The sequence below is a fragment of the Bradyrhizobium diazoefficiens USDA 110 genome, from assembly GCF_000011365.1.
GTDB classification, from domain to species: domain Bacteria; phylum Pseudomonadota; class Alphaproteobacteria; order Rhizobiales; family Xanthobacteraceae; genus Bradyrhizobium; species Bradyrhizobium diazoefficiens.
Window position 1 is genome coordinate 1,338,699 of sequence record NC_004463.1, and the last position, 15,288, is coordinate 1,353,986.

At 66.5% G+C, this 15,288-nt stretch carries 18 protein-coding genes; 13 read left to right on the forward strand and 5 right to left on the reverse strand.

The genetic code is table 11. From position 1 onward, the window contains the following. Nucleotides 1-129 precede the first annotated feature (129 nt). Complete coding sequence (locus BJA_RS06185) at nt 130-552, forward strand: GFA family protein (protein ID WP_011084037.1); 423 nt, start codon at nt 130-132, stop codon at nt 550-552. Nucleotides 553-602: 50 nt separating this feature from the next. Here the strand turns inward: BJA_RS06185 and phnF are convergent, their stop codons facing one another. Next, nucleotides 603-1,334, reverse strand: coding sequence for a phosphonate metabolism transcriptional regulator PhnF (gene phnF, locus BJA_RS06190; protein WP_011084038.1), 732 nt, complete (start codon nt 1,332-1,334; stop codon nt 603-605). A 107-nt stretch (nt 1,335-1,441) separates the two neighbouring features. Here phnF and phnG point away from each other — a divergent pair, with 107 nt between their 5' ends. From phnG to BJA_RS06235, 9 genes are read left to right on the forward strand one after another with little or no spacing between them, the layout of a single operon-like run. Further along, nucleotides 1,442-1,906: a phosphonate C-P lyase system protein PhnG gene (gene phnG / locus BJA_RS06195; RefSeq protein WP_162494051.1), complete on the forward strand. Its 465-nt coding sequence runs from the start codon at nt 1,442-1,444 to the stop codon at nt 1,904-1,906. A 4-nt stretch (nt 1,907-1,910) separates the two neighbouring features. After that, nucleotides 1,911-2,522 carry a phosphonate C-P lyase system protein PhnH gene (phnH, locus tag BJA_RS06200; protein WP_038965300.1) on the forward strand — a complete coding sequence of 204 codons (612 nt, stop codon included), beginning with the start codon at nt 1,911-1,913 and terminating at the stop codon, nt 2,520-2,522. Between the two features lies 1 nt (nt 2,523). Continuing rightward, entirely contained in the window at nt 2,524-3,627 is a 1,104-nt protein-coding gene (locus BJA_RS06205; RefSeq protein WP_011084041.1) for a carbon-phosphorus lyase complex subunit PhnI, read from the forward strand. Beyond that, entirely contained in the window at nt 3,624-4,520 is an 897-nt protein-coding gene (locus BJA_RS06210; protein WP_011084042.1) for an alpha-D-ribose 1-methylphosphonate 5-phosphate C-P-lyase PhnJ, read from the forward strand. The genes BJA_RS06205 and BJA_RS06210 overlap by 4 nt, the downstream gene beginning before the upstream one ends. Further along, entirely contained in the window at nt 4,513-5,310 is a 798-nt protein-coding gene (gene phnK / locus BJA_RS06215; RefSeq protein WP_011084043.1) for a phosphonate C-P lyase system protein PhnK, read from the forward strand. The genes BJA_RS06210 and phnK overlap by 8 nt, the downstream gene beginning before the upstream one ends. Nucleotides 5,311-5,318: 8 nt before the next feature. After that, a complete protein-coding gene (gene phnL / locus BJA_RS06220; protein ID WP_038965301.1) occupies nt 5,319-6,017 on the forward strand; it encodes a phosphonate C-P lyase system protein PhnL in 699 nt (232 codons plus the stop codon). Between the two features lie 11 nt (nt 6,018-6,028). Further along, nucleotides 6,029-7,186 carry an alpha-D-ribose 1-methylphosphonate 5-triphosphate diphosphatase gene (locus BJA_RS06225; RefSeq protein WP_011084045.1) on the forward strand — a complete coding sequence of 386 codons (1,158 nt, stop codon included), beginning with the start codon at nt 6,029-6,031 and terminating at the stop codon, nt 7,184-7,186. After that, complete coding sequence (gene phnN / locus BJA_RS06230) at nt 7,183-7,779, forward strand: phosphonate metabolism protein/1,5-bisphosphokinase (PRPP-forming) PhnN (RefSeq protein WP_011084046.1); 597 nt, start codon at nt 7,183-7,185, stop codon at nt 7,777-7,779. The genes BJA_RS06225 and phnN overlap by 4 nt, the downstream gene beginning before the upstream one ends. A 26-nt stretch (nt 7,780-7,805) precedes the next feature. Further along, on the forward strand, nt 7,806-8,417 hold the full coding sequence (locus BJA_RS06235) for a pyridoxamine 5'-phosphate oxidase family protein (protein WP_011084047.1): 612 nt from the start codon (nt 7,806-7,808) through the stop codon (nt 8,415-8,417). Between the two features lie 229 nt (nt 8,418-8,646). Here BJA_RS06235 and BJA_RS06240 read toward each other — a convergent pair whose 3' ends face one another. Continuing rightward, complete coding sequence (locus tag BJA_RS06240; protein ID WP_011084048.1) at nt 8,647-9,378, reverse strand: SDR family NAD(P)-dependent oxidoreductase; 732 nt, start codon at nt 9,376-9,378, stop codon at nt 8,647-8,649. A gap of 391 nt (nt 9,379-9,769) precedes the next feature. On the opposite strand from BJA_RS06240, the gene BJA_RS06245 reads away from it, so the two are divergent. Together BJA_RS06245 and BJA_RS06250 are read left to right on the forward strand one after the other, a co-directional pair. Then, nucleotides 9,770-10,015 (forward strand): hypothetical protein, encoded by a 246-nt coding sequence (locus tag BJA_RS06245; protein ID WP_011084050.1) that lies wholly within the window; start codon nt 9,770-9,772, stop codon nt 10,013-10,015. A gap of 21 nt (nt 10,016-10,036) precedes the next feature. After that, complete coding sequence (locus BJA_RS06250) at nt 10,037-10,990, forward strand: aliphatic sulfonate ABC transporter substrate-binding protein (protein ID WP_011084051.1); 954 nt, start codon at nt 10,037-10,039, stop codon at nt 10,988-10,990. 7 nt (nt 10,991-10,997) lie between these two features. Here the strand turns inward: BJA_RS06250 and BJA_RS06255 are convergent, their stop codons facing one another. From BJA_RS06255 to BJA_RS06265, 3 genes are all read right to left on the reverse strand, one after another. Beyond that, nucleotides 10,998-11,780 carry an alpha/beta fold hydrolase gene (locus tag BJA_RS06255; RefSeq protein ID WP_011084052.1) on the reverse strand — a complete coding sequence of 261 codons (783 nt, stop codon included), beginning with the start codon at nt 11,778-11,780 and terminating at the stop codon, nt 10,998-11,000. A 4-nt stretch (nt 11,781-11,784) separates the two neighbouring features. Continuing rightward, nucleotides 11,785-13,080, reverse strand: coding sequence for an O-acetylhomoserine aminocarboxypropyltransferase (locus BJA_RS06260; RefSeq protein WP_011084053.1), 1,296 nt, complete (start codon nt 13,078-13,080; stop codon nt 11,785-11,787). A 301-nt stretch (nt 13,081-13,381) separates the two neighbouring features. Next, the gene (locus BJA_RS06265) at nt 13,382-14,191 is read right to left on the reverse strand and encodes an IclR family transcriptional regulator (protein ID WP_038965302.1); all 810 of its coding nucleotides are present in this window, start codon (nt 14,189-14,191) and stop codon (nt 13,382-13,384) included. Between the two features lie 128 nt (nt 14,192-14,319). Between BJA_RS06265 and BJA_RS06270 the strand changes: the two genes are divergently transcribed. Further along, nucleotides 14,320-15,285 carry a Bug family tripartite tricarboxylate transporter substrate binding protein gene (locus BJA_RS06270; RefSeq protein WP_038965312.1) on the forward strand — a complete coding sequence of 322 codons (966 nt, stop codon included), beginning with the start codon at nt 14,320-14,322 and terminating at the stop codon, nt 15,283-15,285. Nucleotides 15,286-15,288: the final 3 nt, after the last annotated feature.

The window sequence follows — 15,288 nt, forward strand, 5'->3', positions numbered from 1 at the left end:
CGGAGTGATTCCCCTTCGAGGCTACCAACGCGAGCGAAGCTCGTCGCGACCCCGCATCCGCCTTCGCCGAAATCTCGGTGAACCGGAGCGGGGAGAGGATTTCCAACCTTCATCAACGGAGACGACCCAATGAAACATGTCGGACACTGCTTCTGCGGCGCGGTTACGGTCGAGGTCACGGGTGCGCCGGAGGCGATGGGCTATTGCCATTGTGGCTCCTGCCGGTCCTGGTCCGGCGGGCCGGTGAACGCCTTCAGCCTGTGGAAGCCTGACGCGGTGCGCATCACCGAGGGCGCGCAGCACGTCGAGACCTTCGCCAAGACGCCGCTCAGCCAACGCAAATATTGCAGGAAGTGCGGCGGCCATCTCATGACCAATCACCCGCCGCTCGGCCTGACCGACGTCTTCACCGCCACCATCCCCACCCTGGCGTTCACGCCCGGCGTCCACGTCAACTACGCCGAGGCGGTGCTGCCGATGCGCGACGGCCTGCCCAAGCTGAAGGACTTCCCCGCCGAGTTCGGCGGCAGCGGCGAGATGATGCAGGAGTAGCAGGCGCTGCTCTTCCTCCTCCTCTTGCGGGGGGAAGAGCAGGCTGCATCTCAGCCGTTCTCCACCAGAAACTCCACCCGCTCGGCGGCAAAGCGCGAATGCTTCGTCACCAGCGGCTTGCCGTCGAGACCGTGGTCGGTGGCATCGACCACGAGGATCGGCCGTCCCAGCGGCAGATCGAGCCGTGCAGCGTCGGTCGCGTCGACGATGCCGGCGGTGATCCGGGTCGCGCCGCGGCGATAGTCGCGGACGCCGAAGTGTTCGAGCAGTTTCGTCATCGAGCGCGTTGCGGCAAACACGCTGCCCGCGCCCGGAAACAACTCCGCCGACAGCCACGTCGTGGAGACGCAGATCGGGGTGCGGTCGGCGAGGCGTATCGCCTCGATCCGCACCAGCGGGGCGCCGACCTTCAGGCCCAGCTCGCGCGCCAGCTCGCGCGTCGCGACGTCGTCGGACGCCTCGATCAACTGCCCGCGCGGCTCACGGCCGCCGGCGCCGACGATCTCCGAGAAGCGCGTGCGCGAGCGCAGCGGATAGGCGATGCGCTGCGCCTCGACATAGGTGCCGCTGCCACGTTCGGCACGCACCAGTCCGCGCTCGGCAAGGGCTGCCAGCGCCCGCCGCACGGTGTGGCGATTCACGCGATAGGTCTCGGCGATCTCCATCTCGCCCGGCAGCTTGTCGCCGGCGGCGAAGCGGCCGTCGGCGATGCCGCGCTCGATGCCGTCGGCAACGAGGCGCCATAGCGCGACGCCCGTGGAGGCGGTGTCCTGCATGCTCATATCGCCGGTCAGCCTAGCCCGAAAATCACACGCTTGTCACGAAACAGTCATGGCGCTTCCGTATGAAGTTGTCTACTATCATAGACAACTTGAGTTCGGCAAGTTCGGTGGATCGGGTGACGCAGCACAACAATCAGCAAGCCCAGCGCAAGGCCGCGATGGCCGTGCTGGCGCACGCGGAGGCGGGCGAGATCGCCGTTCGCCTCCGCGCTTTCGCCCTCCCGGCCCATCAGGATCTGCGCGCGCCGGAAAACGGCCTCGTCATGCTGCGCGGCCGGGTCGGCGGCGACGGCGCCCCGTTCAACCTCGGCGAAGCCACGGTGTCGCGTGCCGCGGTGCGGCTCGCGAGCGGCGAGGTCGGCTTCGGCTACACGCTCGGACGCGACGGTGAGAAGGCGCGGCTGATCGCTCTGTGCGATGCGCTGGTGCAGTCGCGGGATTTTTCCGCATCGGTCGAGCGGGACGTTATCGCACCGTTGCGCGAGCAGCTTACGATCCGGCGCAAGCAGGCGGCGGCCGAGACCGCCGCGACGAAGGTTGATTTCTACACCATGGTGCGCGGTGAGGGGTGAGATCATGACCACGATTGCGGAACTGCCGCCGGGGTTCGCCGACAAGGTGCTGTCGGCGCAATCGACCTTTCGCTCGGTCATGGACGCGATGGCGCGGCCGGGTTCGGTCCAGCGCATCGTGCCGATGGCGGGCACACCCGGGCCGATGATGCGCGGCGCCGCCGCGATCGCGCTGACGCTGTTCGATCACGACACGCCGCTCTGGCTCGATGCGCGGATGTCGGAAAGCTCGGAAGTCGTGAAATGGCTCAAGTTCCACACCGGCGCGCCGGTGATTCAGGACTCCTCGATCGCGAGCTTTGCCCTGATCAGCGATGGCGCCTTGCTTCCGGCGCTCGAGCGCTTCGCGCTTGGCACCAGCGAATACCCGGACCGGTCGACCACGTTGATCCTCCAGGTCGATAGCCTTGACGCGGGGCGGGGCTTCGAGCTGCGCGGCCCCGGCATCGATGGCGTCGCGACGCTCCGGGCCTCGATCAAGCCCGCCGACTTGTTCGAGCGGCTGCGCGTCAACGAGGCGCTGTTTCCGCGCGGCATCGACGTGGTGCTGGTCGCCGATGATGCCGTGGTTGCGATCCCGCGCACCACGCGCGTCGCGAACAAGGGAAGTGAATAGCATGTATGTCGCAGTCAAAGGCGGCGAACGCGCCATCGAGAACGCCCATCGCCTGCTCGCCAATGCGCGGCGCGGCGATCAAAGCGTGCCGGAAGTCACGCTCGACCAGATCTCGGAGCAGCTTGGTCTGGCCGTGGACCGCGTTATGAGCGAAGGCTCGCTTTATGACCGTGAGCTCGCGGCGCTCGCGATCAAGCAAGCGCGGGGCGATCTGATCGAGGCGATTTTCCTCGTTCGCGCCTTCCGGGCCACCCTGCCGCGCTTCGGCGCGAGTGAGCCGGTCGACACCGGCGCCATGCGGGTGCAGCGGCGGGTGTCCTCGACCTTCAAGGACATTCCCGGCGGCCAGATCCTCGGGCCGACCTTCGACTATACGCACCGCCTGCTCGATCCCTCGCTCGCGGAGGGATTTGTGCCGGACGCGCCGGCGACGGCCGAAGCCTCGACCGCGCCGACGCCGCGCGTGACCGATATCCTGGGCCGCGATGGGCTGATCGAATCCTCGCCGCAGGCCGAGGCCGGCGCCAGCGTCGGCGATCTCACGCGCGAGCCGCTGAACTTCCCGGCCGACCGCGACGTGCGCCTGCAAAATCTCGCGCGCGGCGACGAAGGCTTCCTGCTGGCGATGGGCTATTCCACCCAGCGCGGCTACGGCCGCAACCATCCCTTCGCCGGCGAGATCCGCTTCGGCGAGGTCGAGGTCGAATTCCTCGCCGAGGACGTCGGTTTCGCCGTGCCGCTCGGCTCGATCGAGCTCACCGAGTGCCAGATGGTCAACCAGTTCAAGGGTTCTGCCACGGAAGCACCCTGCTTCACCCGCGGCTATGGCCTCGCCTTCGGCCAGAGCGAGCGCAAGACCATGTCGATGGCGCTGGTCGATCGCGCGCTGCGTGCCCGCGAGCTCGGCGAAGAGGCGCTCGCGCCGGCGCAGGATGAAGAATTCGTGATGTCGCATTCGGACAATGTCCAGGCGACCGGCTTCGTCGAGCATCTGAAGCTGCCGCACTATGTCGACTTCCAGTCCGAGCTCGGCCTGCTGCGCAAGCTGCGTCAGGAGTTTGCCGAGGCCAATGCGCCCGATGCCATGAAGGAGGCCGCGGAATGAACGCGCCCGCCTACAATTTCGCCTATCTCGACGAACAGACCAAGCGGATGATCCGCCGCGCCATCCTGAAGGCGATCGCGATCCCCGGCTATCAGGTGCCGTTCGCCAGCCGCGAAATGCCGATGCCCTATGGCTGGGGCACCGGCGGCGTGCAGGTCACCGCCGCGATCCTCGGTCCTGAGGACGTGCTGAAGGTGATCGACCAGGGTTCCGACGACACCACCAACGCGATTTCGATCCGCAAGTTCTTCGCCAAGACTGCCGGCGTCGCCACCACGACGGCGACCGACGCGGCGACCGTGATCCAGACCCGTCACCGCATCCCCGAGGCCGCGCTGAACGAGAACCAGGTGCTGGTCTATCAGGTGCCGATCCCGGAACCGCTGCGGTTCCTCGAGCCACGCGAGACCGAGACGCGGCGCATGCATGCGCTCGCCGAATACGGCCTGATGCATGTGAAGCTCTATGAGGACATCGCCCGCTTCGGCCACATCGCGACCGCCTACGCCTATCCGGTCAAGGTCAACGCGCGCTATGTGATGGACCCGTCGCCGACGCCGAAGTTCGACAATCCCAAGATGGACAATTGCCCGGCGCTGCAATTGTTCGGCGCCGGCCGCGAGAAGCGCATCTACGCGATCCCGCCCTATACGCAAGTTGTGTCGCTCGATTTCGAGGATCACCCCTTTGAGCCGTATCGCTTCAACGCGCCTTGCGCGCTGTGCGGCGCGGATAACTCCTATCTCGACGAGATCGTCACCGACGACAAGGGCGGCCGCATGTTCGTCTGCTCCGACACCGATTATTGCGAGGGCCGTCAGGCCGCCGGCCATCACGGCAGCCTGAGCGCTGCGCCGTACAAGGAGAAGGCGCAGGAGACATCAAATGGCTGATCACGACATGCTGGACAACGATGAGCCGCTGCTGGTTGCGAATTCGCTCAGCAAGTCCTACGGCCGCATCGCCGCGTGCCGCGACGTGTCGTTCTCGCTCTATTCCGGCGAGGTACTGGCGATCGTCGGCGAATCCGGCTCGGGCAAGTCGACGCTGCTGCAACTGCTGTCGGGCCAGCTCGCGGCCAGCGGCGGGCACGTCACCTACCGGATGCGCGACGGCGTCACCCGCGATCTCGCCACGCTCGGCGAAGCCGAGCGGCGCTTCCTGTTCCGCACCGACTGGGGCTTCGTGCACCAGGATCCCGCGCAGGGCCTGCGCATGGCGGTCTCGGCCGGCGCCAATGTCGGCGAGCGGCTGATGGCGGTGGGATGGAATCACTACGGCCGCATCCGCGACACCGCGTCCGACTGGCTCACCCGTGTCGAGATCGACACGGCGCGCATCGACGACGCACCGCGGACCTATTCCGGCGGCATGCGCCAGCGCCTCCAGATTGCCCGCAACCTCGTCACCGAGCCGCGGCTGGTGTTCATGGACGAACCCACCGGCGGCCTTGATGTGTCCGTGCAGGCGCGCCTGCTCGATCTGCTCCGCAGCCTCGTCGCCGAGCTCAACCTCGCCGTCGTCATCGTCACCCACGATCTCGCGGTCGCGCGGCTTTTGTCGCACCGCGTGATGGTGATGAAGGGCGGCCGCGTGATCGAGACCGGTCTCACCGACCAGGTGCTCGACGATCCCCGTGAGCCTTATACTCAGCTCCTCGTTTCCTCGATTCTGCCGCCATGAGCCCACTGATGACCGCCATGATCGACGTCACTGATGCCAAGAAGACCTTTACGATGCACCTGCAGGGCGGCATCGAGCTGCCTGTCGTCAGCGGCGTGACCTTCCAGGTGAACCCCGGCGAATGCGTCGTGCTGTCGGGCCCGTCCGGCGCCGGCAAGTCGTCGATCCTGAAGATGATCTTCGGCAATTACCGCTGCGATTCCGGCCGCATCGGCATCCGCCATCGCGGCGCGCTGATTGATCTGGCCACCGCCGAGCCGCGGCAGGTCCTCAACGTGCGCCGCGCGACCATCGGCTATGTCAGCCAGTTCCTGCGCGCGGTGCCACGGGTCGCCACCATCGACGTCGTCGCCGAGCCGCTGATCGTGAACGGCATGGCCCGAACCGAGGCGCAGCAGAGGGCGGGTGCCTTGCTGCACCGCCTCAACATCCCTGAGCGGCTCTGGCAGCTTCCGCCCGCGACCTTCTCCGGCGGCGAACAGCAGCGCGTCAACATCGCGCGCGGCTTCATCTCCGACCTGCCGATCCTGTTGCTGGACGAGCCGACCGCCTCGCTCGATGCCGCCAACCGCGCCGTCGTGGTCGAGCTGATCGCCGAGAAAAAGCGCCAGGGCGTCGCCATGGTCGCCATTGTCCATGACGACGAAATCCGCCATCTGATTGCCGACCGTATTGTTGACGTGACCAGCTTTGCCGCCGCCGCCTGAAGGAAATTGAAATGAACGCCAAGCCGAAGGACACCGTGATCGCCAACGCCAGGATCGTGCTGGCAGACCGGGTGATCGAGCAGGGCTGGCTGGCTCTCGCAAATGGGCGCGTCGCCGAGATCGGCGAGGGCAGGGCACCCGCGGGTGCGGAGGATGCCGGCGGCGACCTCATCATGCCCGGCCTGATCGAGCTCCACACCGATCATCTCGAGGCGCATTACGTGCCGCGCCCAAAAGTGTTCTGGAATCCGGTCGCCGCCGTCGTCTCCTACGACGGCCAGCTCGCGACCTCGGGCATCACGACCGTGTTCGACTCGCTCCGGGTCTGGCGTGAGGACGGCGCTGAGGAAGTCGACGGCCGCGCCGGCGTGCTCGCCGCCGCGATCACGACCGCGCGCGATGCTGATTTGTTGCGCGCCGACCACTTCTTGCATCTGCGCTGCGAAATCCCGATGCCGAGCGTGGTCGAGGAGGCCAAGGAGCTGATCGACCGTCCCGACGTGAAGCTGATGTCGCTGATGGACCATACGCCCGGCCAGCGCCAGTTCCGCGACGAGGGCAAGCTGCGCGACTATTACCGCGGCAAGAACGGCGGCAAGACCGATGCCCAGCTCGACGAGCTGTTCGCAAAGCGCTTCGAGTATCAAAAGGCTTATGCGGCGACCAACATGCGCGAGATCGTGGCGCTGGCGCATCAATACAACATTCCGCTGGCAAGCCATGACGACACCACCGAGGAGAATGTCGCGGACGCCGTGCGCGATCGCGTCTCGGTGGCGGAATTCCCGACCACGCTGGAGGCCGCGCGCGGCCTGCATCAGGCCGGCATCGACATCCTGATGGGCGCGCCCAACGTCGTGCGCGGCGGCTCGCACTCCGGCAATATCGCCGCGGTCGATCTTGCCCGCGAGGGCCTGCTCGACATTCTCTCGTCGGACTACATTCCATCGAGCCTTCTGATGGCCGCGCTGCAATTGCCTGAACATGTGCCCGCGATCAGCCTTCCGGCGGCGGTGCGCACCGTGACGAAAGCGCCGGCCGAAGCGGTTGGTCTCTCCGACCGCGGCGAGATTGCGGTCGGCAAGCGCGCCGACCTGATCCGGGTGCACATCGCGGGCAGCGTTCCCGTCGTCCGCAGCGTCTGGCGCGAGGGAGGCCGGGTCGCATGAGCGAGATCGCGACCATGGCGCAGGGCGAGGCGGGTGCGATCGGCCCTGGCCGGCTCGTGCTCGTGGTCGGTCCCAGCGGCGCCGGCAAGGACACCTTGCTGCAGCTGGCGCAGGCGGCCTGCATCGACGATCACGACGTCGTCTTTCCGCGTCGCGTCGTGACGCGTGAGTCCTCCGCGGCTGAGGACAATATTGCCATGAGCCCGGACGAATTCCGGCGCGGGATCGATCACGGCGATTTCGCCGTGCATTGGGACGCGCATGGGCATTCCTACGCGCTACCGCTCGAAATCAACGACGACATCCGCGCCGGCCGCGCCGTCGTCGTCAACGTCTCGCGCACCGTGATTGCCGCGCTGCGTCAGGCCTATGCCAATGTCGTCGTGGTCGCCATCACGGCGCCGCCGGACGTGCTGGCGCAGCGGCTTGCCGCCCGCGCCCGGCACAGCGACGGCAATATCGCGGAACGGCTGTCCCGCAGCGTCGAGGACGCATCGGCGCAGGCCGATGTCACCATCCTCAACGCCGGCAGCGCGGATTATCACAGCCGCCAGCTCGTGCGCGTGATCAGGAACGAAAGCTGGCGCGAGTAACCGTCGGCGCAAAGGAGAGTGGAAGAATGTCGGTGATCGAAACGGTCGAACAGCTAGAGGCCATCTACGGCGCCACCAACGATGCCTCGACCGTGAAAGTCGCCGACCATGTCACGCCGCTCTATCGCGTCTTCATCGAGAAGGCGCCGTTCGCGGCGCTCGCCACCATCGGGCCCGAGGGCATCGACTGCTCGCCGCGCGGCGATCTGCCCGGCTTCGTCCGCATTCACGACCCCAAGACGCTGATGCTGCCGGATCGCCGCGGCAACAACCGGGTCGATTCCCTGCGCAACATCTTGCGCGACCCGCGCATGTCCCTGATGTTCCTGGTCCCCGGCTCCGGCAATGCGGTCCGCGCCAATGGCCGTGCGCATCTGTCGATCGATCCCGGGTTGCTGGCGTCCTTCAAGGTCGAAGGCAAGGCGCCGCGCAGCGTCATGGTGATGAATGTGGACGAAATCTATTTCCAGTGTGCCCGCGCCATCGTCCGCTCCGATCTCTGGAATCCGGACAAGCGCATCGACCCGAAGACGCTGCCTACGCCCGGCGAGATCCTCGCCGAGATGAGCCAGAACAAGGTCGGCGGCGAGGAGTACGACCGCGGCTGGGCGGCGCGTGCCGCAGCGACGATGTGGTGATGCTCTTACCCTCTCCCCTTGTGGGAGAGGGTGGCTCGCCGCGAAGCGGCGAGACGGGTGAGGGGTATCTCTCCGCGAGTCCAGAATCGTAGGGTGGGCAAAGGCGCACTTGCGCCGTGCCCACCGCATATCCAACACCTGGATAGAAATGGTGGGCACGCTCCGCTTTGCCCACCCTACGGCGTTCATCGAGCCTGGAAGAGGGCGCGTGCCGCAGACGCCAAGTCCCCTAGTTAAACGCCATCCCGCCGCTCAGCGCGATAGTCTGGCCGGTCATGTAGGCATTGTCGACCAGCAGCATCACCGCCTTCGCCACCTCATCCGCCGTGCCGAAGCGGCCGAGCGGGATGCGGCTGACGAGTTGGGGCTGGCCGCTCATCATGTCGGTCTCGATCAGCGACGGCGCCACCGCGTTGACGTTGATGCCATCCTTCACCAGCCGCGCCGCATAGCCGCGCGTCAGCCCCTCCATGCCGGCCTTGGATGCGTTGTAGTGCGGGCCGATCGAGCCGGCGCCGCGTGCCGCGCCGGAGGAGATGTTGACGATGCGCCCCCATTTCTTCGATCGCATCGCCGGCAGCACCGCCTGCGTGCACAGGAAGACGGATTTCAGATTGACCAGGATGGTGCGGTCGAAATCGTCCTCGGTGAGGTCGTCGACGCCGCGCGTGATGGCGATGCCGGCATTGTTGACGAGAATGTCGATGGGCCCGAGTTCCGCCGTGACGCGTGCGACCATTGCAGCGACGGCCTCGCGCTGCGATACGTCGGCGGCAACGGCGATGGCGCGGCCGCCGCGTTTGTTGATCTCGCCCGCCAGCTGCTCGGCCTGCCCGATCCGCTCGCGGCAGTTGATCGCCACCGCCGCGCCGGCCTCGGCCAGCAGGCGGCAGACCGCGGCGCCAATCCCGCGTGAGCCGCCGGTGACGAGCGCTGTGCGCCCCTTCAGGTCATTTGCCATGCCGGGATCTCCCAATCCTCTGTTTTGCGCCCGCCGGAGCCTATCATGTGCGCCGCTCGCGCGTGTTGAACTCGTCGCGAGATGAATCTGCCTGCGGGCGCTTGCGGCGGGAGAAGCGGCCGAACGTGTCGCTCGTAAATATGGATAGCCATTTCATTGACCAATCGCGTCGATCGCTCGATATTTGCGGCATCGAAGCTGCTCCTCGAGCCGAAGCCGCAATATGAGAACCGATCACCAGCGTAATCCGGACGACATGCACCCGAGCATGACGCGGCGCTGTTTCTCGGCGGCCACCGGCGCCTGTTGTTGCTGCTGAGCGCCTCCCTCTCAGTACGTCCCATCGCAAATCTCAAGACAGGAACGTCGCAATCGCGGCGAATGAGCAGTCATGTCCCAAGGTCAGTTTGAAGCCCAGTTCGAAGCCCAGTCCAACGCCTACATCATCGAAATCCACGACCGCGCCGCCGGCATCATCACAAGAGACGCGCGCGGCTTCCGCTTCTTTTCCTCCGAGCGGTTGTTCGACAGCCTCGAAGGCCGCCAGTTCCGCTCGGCGCGCGAAGCCGAGCGGGCCGCGCGCGCGGTGTTCTCCGAGCGGAGCCGCCGCGCGAATTTGCAACTCTTCGCCAACTGATCCCACCGAAAGGACCGCGATATGATTACTCGACGACACATGCTCGCAACGACACTCCTGCTCGCGACAGCCCTGGCTGCACCCGTGCACGCGGAGGACAAGCCAGCGGAAATCCGCATCGGCACCCAGAAGGGCGGCTTCTTCCCGGCGGTGCGTCAGCGTCAGACGCTCGAAAACGCCTTCAGGCCGCTCGGCATCGAGATCAAGTGGATCGACTTCCAGTTCGGTCCACCGCTGCTGGAGGCGATCAATGTCGGCAGCGTCGATTTCGGCTATGTCGGCGACTCCCCGCCGATCTTCGCGCAGGCGGGCGGCGCAAAGATCCGCTACGTCGCCGCGGTGAAATCGGACGGCAACACCCAGGCGATCGTCGTGCCGAAGGACTCGCCGATTCACGCACTGGCCGATCTCAGGGGCAAGCGCGTCGCCTTCGGCAAGGGATCGAGCGCGCATAATCTGCTAGTCGCGGCGCTCGAGCAGGCCGGCCTGTCCTGGTCCGACATCACGCCTGCGCCGCTCGCGCCGGCCGACGCGACGGCGGCCTTCGTGAAGGGCTCGGTCGACGCCTGGTCGATCTGGGATCCCTATCTCGCGCTCGCCGAGCTGAAGGAGAATGCGCGCGTCATCGCCTTCGACAAGGACGTGCACAAGCCGAACGCCTTCTACATCGCCGGCGCCGATTTCGTGGAGAAGTATCCCTCGCTCGTTGCGAAGCTCAACACGGCCTTCGCGTCCGAAGGCGTATGGGCGGATTCGCACCACGAGGACGTGGCGAAGGCGCAGGCCGAGGCGACCGGCGTCGACATCGAAGCGATCCGCCGCTTCGTCGCCCGCTCCAATTATCGTGTGGTGCCGATCGATGCCGAGGTGGTCAAGAGCCAGCAGGTCGTTGCCGACCGCTTCGCAAAGCTCGGCCTGATCCCGAAGCCGGTCAATGTCTCCGACATCGTCTGGAAGTGGACGCCGGGGTCTTGAGCCGGGCTCAGCCTTTCAGCGCGGCCAGCAACTCATCCGGGCGCTCGGCCATGATCATGTGGCCGGCGCCCGGCACCACGACGGTCTTCGCATGCGGGATCGCGGCCGCGAGCGCCTTGCCCGCCTTCGCCGGAGTCATCATGTCGCGCTCGCCGAGGATGAGCGTCGCCGGCACCTTGACGCTCGCGGCAGCGGTCAGCGCATTCGCGTAGGCATTGCAGGCCGACAGATCCCTGAACAGCACGCCCGGCTCGCAAGACTTCAGCACCGCCTGCGCGCCGCCATGCATCCACAGGCCCGGCGCGAGGCTGCCGCCGAGCTCCGCGTTGAAGCCGAGGCCCCAGATCGACACCATGTCGTTGGCATCCTGCGAGTTGGCCTCGGCCGCCTTCAAGAGATCCGGGCCGACCGTCATGGTCGGGGCGGTGCCGATCAGGCTCAGCGCGGAAACCTTGTCGGGATGCCGCGCGGCGGTCTCCAGCGAGATCAGCGATCCCATGGAGTGGCCGATCAGATGCGCCTTCACAGCTCCTGCCGCATCGAGCAGCGCCGCCGTCCAGTCGGCCATCTCGGCGATGGTGCCAAGCGAAGGGCCGGCCGAGCGGCCGTGGCCGGGAAGGTCCGGTGCCAGCACGGAGTAGCCGTGATGGGCGAACCAGCGCGTATGCAGCGCCCAGGTCGAATGATCGAAGCCGGCGCCGTGGATGAAGACCACCGCGGGCAGGGACTTGTCGAATTCGCGGCCGCCGGTTGCGACAAATACCTCGGCCCCGTTGACGGAAAGCTTCATGGTGTCAGACCTTTTGCGAGATGCGCAGTGCTTGATTGAGGTCGTCGATGATGTCGGAGGCGGTCTCGATGCCGACCGACAGCCGCACCAGCTCCTCGCCGATGCCGGCGGCCTTGAGCTGCTCGGCGTCCATCTGCTGATGCGTGGTCGAGGCGGGGTGAATCACCAGCGTCTTGGCGTCGCCGACATTGGCGAGATGGCTGATCATGCGCAATGACTCGATGAACTTGCGGCCGGCGGGGCGGCCGCCCTTGATGCCGAAGGAGACGATCGAGCCGGCGCCGCGCGGCAGCAGCTGCTTTGCAAGCTGGTAGTCCGTGTGGTCTTCAAGCGAGGGATGCAGGACCCAGTCCACCGCCTTGTTGGACTTCAGCGCCTCCAGCACCGAATGCGTGTTCTGCATATGCCGGTCCATGCGGACGCCCAGCGTCTCCACGCCCTGCAAGAGCTGGAACGCGTTGGTCGGCGACAGGCAGGCGCCGAAATCGCGCAGGCCCTCGGTGCGCGCGCGCATGATGAACGCCGCGGTGCCGAACTGCTCGTCGAAGACGATGCCGTGATAGCCGCCATAGGGCTCGGTCAGCACGCCGAACTTGCCGGAGCCGCGCCAGTCAAAGCGGCCACCGTCGATGATGGCGCCGCCGATCGCGATGCCGTGGCCGCCGATCCATTTGGTCGCCGAGTGCATCACGATGTCGGCGCCAAGCTCGATCGGCCGGCTGAGATAGGGCGTCGCAAAGGTGTTGTCGATCAGCAGCGGAATTTTTGCCTCATGCGCGATCGCCGCGACCTTCGGGATGTCGAGCACCTCGAGCCCGGGATTGCCGATGGTCTCGCCGATCACGAGCTTGGTGTTCGGCTTGATGGCGCTGCGGAACGCATCGAGATCGCGCGGCTTCACAAATGTCGTGGTGATGCCGAAGCGCGGCAGCGTATGCGCCAAAAGGTTGATGGTGCCGCCATAGAGCGAGCTCGACGCCACGATGTGGTCGCCGGCGTTGAGCAGCGTCGCGATGGCCAGATGCAGCGCGGCCATGCCGCTCGCCGTGCAGATCGCGCCGACGCCGCCTTCGAGCGCGGCGAGCCGCTCCTCCAGCACGCCGGTGGTCGGATTGGAGATGCGCGTGTAGATGTGGCCGGCGCGCTCCAGGTTGAACAGCGCGGCGGCGTGATCGGAATCCTGGAACACGTAGGACGTGGTCTGGTAGATCGGCACCGCGCGGGCGCCGGTCGCGGGATCCGGATGCTGGCCCGCATGCAGGCTCAGGGTCTCGAAGGCAGGCGGTTTTGGCGCGGGCATGCGTGGCCTCGTTGCTCGGTCGGCGATGGCGGCCCTTGTGCCACAAAACGGTGTGCCAAGTCAGCCCATTGACAGCGCCGTGGGATGGCGCACAGCGGTGACATGATTGAGGCGAGCTCTGTCCGCATCGCCGGTGGGCTCCCTCGCCCCGTTCTTACGGGGAGAGGGTTGGGGTGAGGGGCTCCATCCGAGATCACGGTGACAGTCGGACTCGCGGAGAGTCCCCCTCACCCGGATTGCATCTTCGATGCAATCCGGCCTCTCCCCGTAAGCGGGGAGAGGCGAACGGCGCCGCCTTCAGTTAGCCGACATTGCCCCGGATCGCCTGCTCGATGATCCGCGCCTCCCGCAGCAGGATCTCCGCGACCTCCTGCTCGCGGCGCGGGCCGAGCCTCGTCCGAACGGCGGAGACGGTCATCGCCGCGGCGGGCTGTCCGTCCGGGGTCTTGATCCAGGTCGAGATCGACTTGGTGCCCTGCACGAGGCCGATCTCTCTCATATTGTAACCCCGCTTCCGCGCGGCGGTGACCTGGCTCATCACGGCTGCGACGTCGGTCTGGTAGGCCTCGAACCGCTTCTCGTTGGCTGCGACGATTTTTCGCGCGTCCTGCGCCGGCATCGCGGCGAGGATGGCGACGCCGGCGCTGGAGACGCCGAGCGGCCGGCGCGCGCCGACCTTGATCGACAGCACCTGGATCGGATAGACGCCGATCCTGCGATCGACGCACAGCGTGTCGTTGCCGGTCCGCACCGTCAGGAACAGCGTGTCGCCGATCTCGGCGGAGGCGCGCCGCAGCGACGGATTTGCCGCGACCAGCAGCCGCGACGGCCGCGCCCGTGCCAGCGCCAGTTCCGGCACCTGGTTGCCGATCGCGTAGCGGCCGGTGCGATCGTGCCGCTCGACGATGCCTTCCTCGATCAGCACGTGGACGATGCGATGCACGGTCGGACGGGTGAGGCCGGTCGCCCGCACGACCTCGGCCAGCGGCACGCCGTCCTCGCGGCCTGCGGCAAGAATGCGCAGCACCGCGAGCGCGCGCCGGATCGCCTGCGCGCCCTGTCGCGGTTCCAGCGCGCTATGGGCGACTTTGGGAGAAGGTCTCTTGTCCATAATATGGACAAGAACGCCACAATTCACTCGACAGGTAAAGCGCGCATCTGGAGATTGCGCGGCGATCGAGCGCCGTGCGCAACGTCAAGGCGTTCGAAGTGAATTGGAAGCGCCGCCGGGAGGTTAACATGAGATTAATCGCGATTGCCATAGCCGCTGTCACGGCGATGCTGGCGGGGCCCGCATCGGCCCAGCAATGGCCGGCGCGCAGCGTCAAGCTGATCGTGCCCTATCCGGCCGGCGGCAATGTCGACAGCGCCGCGCGCATCGTCGCCGACAAGCTCCAGGAAAAGCTCGGTCAGCCCTTCATCATCGAGAACAAGGCCGGCGCCGGCGGCATGATCGCGGGCGAGGCTTTCGCGAAATCGGCGCCCGACGGCTATACGCTGTTCGTCGGCGCCAACGGCCCGGTGCTGTTCGCGACCGAGATCAACAAGCGCGATGCCTATAACTGGAAGAAGGATTTCCTGCCGATCTCGACCATCTCGATGACGCCGCTGGTGCTCGAGGTGCATCCCTCCGTCCAGGCCAACAATTTCAAGGAATTCATCGACCTCGCCAAGCGCGAGCCCGGTAAGCTGACGATGGCCTCGCCCGGCCCCGGCACCACCAATCATCTGCTCAGCGAATTGATGCAGTCGAATCTCGACCTGCAATGGGTCACCGCGCATTACCGCGGCAACGCGCCGGCCATCAACGATCTGCTCGGCGGCCAGGTGCAGTTCGCGTTCGACCAGCTCACGGTCAGCCTCCAGCACATCAAGGCCGGCCTGTTCCGCGCGCTCGCGGTCACCAGCCCGCACCGGCTGAAGTCGCTGCCTGACGTCCCGACCTTCACCGAGCTCGGCTACAAGGATTTCGACGGCCAGACTTTCACCGGCCTGTTCGCGCCCGCGGGCACGCCGGCGCCTGTCGTCGACAAGCTGCACGAGACGCTGGTTGCGATCCTGAAAGACCCGGGCGTGGTGGACAAGTTCGAAAAGCTGGGCGGGGAAGCCGTCGCGATGACGCCGGACGAGTTCAGGGCCTATCTCGAGCGCGAGGACGCCAAGTGGATTCCGGTCGTGCGCAAGGCCAACATCAAGGCGGACTGAGTG